Origin of the sequence: Agrobacterium larrymoorei, from assembly GCF_013322225.1 — a bacterium.
GTDB lineage: Bacteria > Pseudomonadota > Alphaproteobacteria > Rhizobiales > Rhizobiaceae > Agrobacterium > Agrobacterium larrymoorei_A.
Window position 1 is genome coordinate 1 of record NZ_JAAMFB010000041.1, and the last position, 3,461, is coordinate 3,461.

Sequence of the window (3,461 nt, forward strand, 5' to 3'; positions counted from 1 at the left end):
CCCAACGTCAGCTCAAATATAACGCGGGGTGGAGCAGCCCGGTAGCTCGTCAGGCTCATAACCTGAAGGCCGCAGGTTCAAATCCTGCCCCCGCAACCAATGAAACCTGAATGTTTGACCATTCAAGCCGTTTTACACAAAGCTCCTCAGCGGTAAGCGCGAATTTCTGCGCACCTTTTTAAGCGCAGTGCTCTCAGGCATGAGGTGTCCACCAAAATAGGTGGACACCAAATCATGGATGAAGATGCTCCTAAACTGCAGGTGCGGCTTGTTAGTCGCGACGGTCGCCGTTGATATGACCCTGCTTCGCGTGATCAGCTCGTCGCAGCGTGTTTAGAGCCCGGCGTTTCGGTCTCTCGACTTGCGCGGGAACACGGCGTGAATGCTAATCTCGTGCGCAAGTGGATAAAAAAGGCCATGGAGGAGCGTCCTCTGCCTTCGGTCTCGTCATTCGTTCCGGTTCAGATTGCTTCAAATATGCCTGCGGCTTCTGGCGGCGATTTACTGACGAAGAGCGTGCCGATGGGCAAGCCGTGCCAGGCGTCCAAGGTGAGTGCGCTTCTGCCGAACGGGATCAGCCTGACCTTTGAGTATGACGATGAGAATGGGCTGACGGCAATCATAGGAGCGTTGGGTCATGTTCAGACTGGGCGCTGATCTGAAGGTCTACCTGCATCGCGAACCGATCGACTTCCGGGCCGGCATCAACAGCCTTGCGGTCCTGGTCCAGGAGACGATGGCTTTGGACCCGTTTGCTCCTGCAGTTTTTGCCTTCTGCAATCGCCGGCGTGACCGGGTGAAGCTGCTGTTCTTCGACCGCTCGGGCTTTGTGCTGATCCTGAAGCGGTTGACCGAAGACAAGTTCCGGTGGCCGCGCCGAGAGGTGACGGTGGTTACACTGACGACCGAGCAACTGCACTGGATTCTCGACGGGATCGATATCGATGCGATGGTGCGCCATCCGGTGCGGCAGTATCAGATCGCTGGCTGAGGCGGCGTATTGATCAGTTGACGCGGCGAAGCGGTTCAGATTCAAAACTGGGATGACCCGAGCCGGCGACCCCGATATTGCAGCGCTGATGGCACAGTTGGCGGCAAATGCCGCCGAAATCGCCGCGCTCAAAGCCGAGAAGGAAGCGCTCTCGCAGCGGGTCGCCAAGCTGGAAGAAGAACTGGCGCTCGCAAGGCTGCATCGTTTTGCACCCCGCAGCGAAAAGCACGTCGATCGCATCTTCAACGAGGCCGAAGAGGCCGCAGACGAGGATGATCCTGATCATGGCGACGAGGTTGCCGCCGATCTCCCGGATACAGGCTTGCCGTCGGTCGATGGCGCGGCGGGAAAGAAGCGTGGCCGCAGACGCTTGCCGGAAGACCTGCCGCGCGAGCGTGTCGAGTACGATCTGCCTGACGATCAGAAAGCTTGCCCTTGCTGCGACAGTCAAATGCATCGCATGAACCAATGGGATTATCTGACGCGCTACATCAGCGACGGCAGGATGCCGATCGATAACAACATTCTGGAACGCGACATCAGAGTTTTTGCGACTGGAAGAAAATCCTGGCTGTTCAGCGATACCGCTGACGGAGCCAGGGCCAGCGCCGTGATTTACAGTCTGATGCTGACCTGCCGCGCCTGTGGCGTTGACCCACTCACCTGGCTACGCCACGTGCTCACAGAGTTGCCTCAGCGCAACGAAACGGCGGACATCGGCGACCTGCTGCCGTTCAACTTCTCCAAAACCTCCGCCGCCTGATAGAGCTGGATATCGCTACGCAGGAGCGGCCGGGTCAGCGATGCCGCCTACGTCAATGCGCATGGAAAATCGCGCTTACGATTTGGAGGCAGTGATGGCACGCTTTGATTTGACGGACTTCGAGTGGTCTGTGATTGAACCGCTTCTTCCGACGAAGGTTCGCGGGAAAAAGCGGGTTGATGACCGACGGGTGTTGAACGGCATCTTCTGGCGGCTTCGGACCGGTGCGCCTTGGGCCGATATTCCCGCGCGATACGGTCCCTATACGACCTGCGTCAATCGCTTCAACCGATGGCGTCATGCAGGACACTGGGCTCGTATTCTCAATGCAATTTCAGAAGTTTACGACGGCGATATTCAAATGATCGATAGTTCGTCGATCCGTGTGCATCAACACGCCGCCAACGGTCAAAAAAAGAGGAGCGATCCGGTTGCATGGGTCGTTCGCGCGGCGGGCTGACAACGAAAATCCATGCCCTTGTCGATGCGGATGGTCGCCCGATCCTGTTGAAGCTGACAGCCGGTCAAGCTCATGACGGACGCTCGGCGGCGGATATGTTCGACACCGTGAAGACTGGCAACGTCCTTCTTGCCGACGGCGCCTATGATAGCGACGCCCTGCGTCAGAACCTCAAAGCCCGTGGAGCATGGGGGGGTATCCGCCCTATGCCGAACAGGGTCAATATTTCCGTCTTCAGCCCCTGGCTTTACAAACATCGCAATGCTGTCGAGCGCTTCTTCAACAAACTCAAACACTTCCGGGCTGTCGCAACACGATACGACAAACGCGACGACAATTTCCTCGCTTCCGTACAACTCGCTTCAATCCGGATTGGGCTCCGATCTTATGAGTCGGTCACCTAGATGTTTAGTCCCGGGAATTGATGGGTCGGGTCGGTGGTGAATCGATCCGGTTCATTTGTCAAGCTCCGACAAATGAACCGGATCGATTCACCACCGACCCGACCCGACCCGACCCGACCCGACCCATCAGTTCCCGGGACTAAACATCTAGTGCCTCACGACAAATCAATAAATGTCCAAAGATCAAGACTGAGCGGAACTTCATTTTCAGGCTCGTGAGCTGTCTGATCCGCGAATAGAGAACAGGAAGTCAGACGTCCAACTCCGACGCCGCTTCAAGAGCTTTTCGAAAGCACGAGATCAGATACTGGATTGAAGCATTGGCGGACTTTCGCTCCGGTACAACTGCCTTGATCCAGAGAGGCGACACCTTAAAATCCGGCAAAACGCGAACCAAACTGCCTGTGCGTAACTGGTCATAAACTGTATATATAGATGCAAGACAAACTCCCGAGCTGTTGACCGCACTATCAACGAGTATCTGTGCGTCACTTGAGGAGATGACGGGATTGATTTCCACGGAGACAGTCAGGCCAGCCTTATCGACGAAATTCCATGTGTTGCCGTCGGCAGAAAGCTCAAACAGTTGTGGGATCTGAGGTCGGCAGGATTTCGAATTCGGGGAGACTTTTCAAGGTAAGCCGGCGCGGCACATAAGGTGCGTTTCAGTGGCAGAAGTGAATACTCGCGGATACCGCCAAAGGAGACCCAATAGGCTCCAACCGCAACATCAAAGGCCTCCGTTGTTGGTTTCCATGCGGAACTGAGCCGGTTAGGCAGATAATTTCCATTGAGAACTGAGCCATGTGAACCTTCCCCCCAACGCGGTGAGCGACGGGGGCA

4 protein-coding genes, 1 tRNA gene and 1 pseudogene are annotated in these 3,461 nt (G+C 56.2%); 5 read left to right on the plus strand and 1 reads right to left on the minus strand.

Annotation, left to right across the window (positions count from 1 at the left end):
- The first annotated feature begins 22 nt into the window (after positions 1 to 22).
- The 5 genes and pseudogenes from G6L28_RS21075 to G6L28_RS21095 all read left to right on the plus strand — a co-directional run bounded on the left by G6L28_RS21075 (position 23) and on the right by G6L28_RS21095 (position 2,618).
- Positions 23 to 99, plus strand: a tRNA-Met gene (locus tag G6L28_RS21075).
- A 135-nt stretch (positions 100 to 234) separates the two neighbouring features.
- A pseudogene (tnpA, locus tag G6L28_RS21080) lies at positions 235 to 657 on the plus strand (IS66-like element accessory protein TnpA).
- Positions 638 to 991 (plus strand): IS66 family insertion sequence element accessory protein TnpB, encoded by a 354-nt coding sequence (gene tnpB / locus G6L28_RS21085; protein ID WP_174066240.1) that lies wholly within the window; start codon positions 638 to 640, stop codon positions 989 to 991. Before tnpA ends, tnpB begins: the two are co-directional and overlap by 20 nt.
- A gap of 52 nt (positions 992 to 1,043) precedes the next feature.
- Positions 1,044 to 1,754, plus strand: coding sequence for an IS66 family transposase (locus G6L28_RS21090; protein ID WP_174066242.1), 711 nt, complete (start codon positions 1,044 to 1,046; stop codon positions 1,752 to 1,754).
- A 94-nt stretch (positions 1,755 to 1,848) separates the two neighbouring features.
- Positions 1,849 to 2,618 (plus strand): IS5 family transposase gene (locus G6L28_RS21095; RefSeq protein ID WP_174066244.1). Its coding sequence is split into 2 segments (ribosomal slippage): positions 1,849 to 2,160 and positions 2,163 to 2,618, totalling 768 coding nucleotides; the frame shifts between segments, so codons are not numbered across the junction.
- A 250-nt stretch (positions 2,619 to 2,868) separates the two neighbouring features.
- On the opposite strand, the gene G6L28_RS23235 is transcribed toward G6L28_RS21095, so the two are convergent.
- Positions 2,869 to 3,213, minus strand: coding sequence for a LysR substrate-binding domain-containing protein (locus G6L28_RS23235; protein WP_174066247.1), 345 nt, complete (start codon positions 3,211 to 3,213; stop codon positions 2,869 to 2,871).
- Positions 3,214 to 3,461 lie beyond the last annotated feature (248 nt).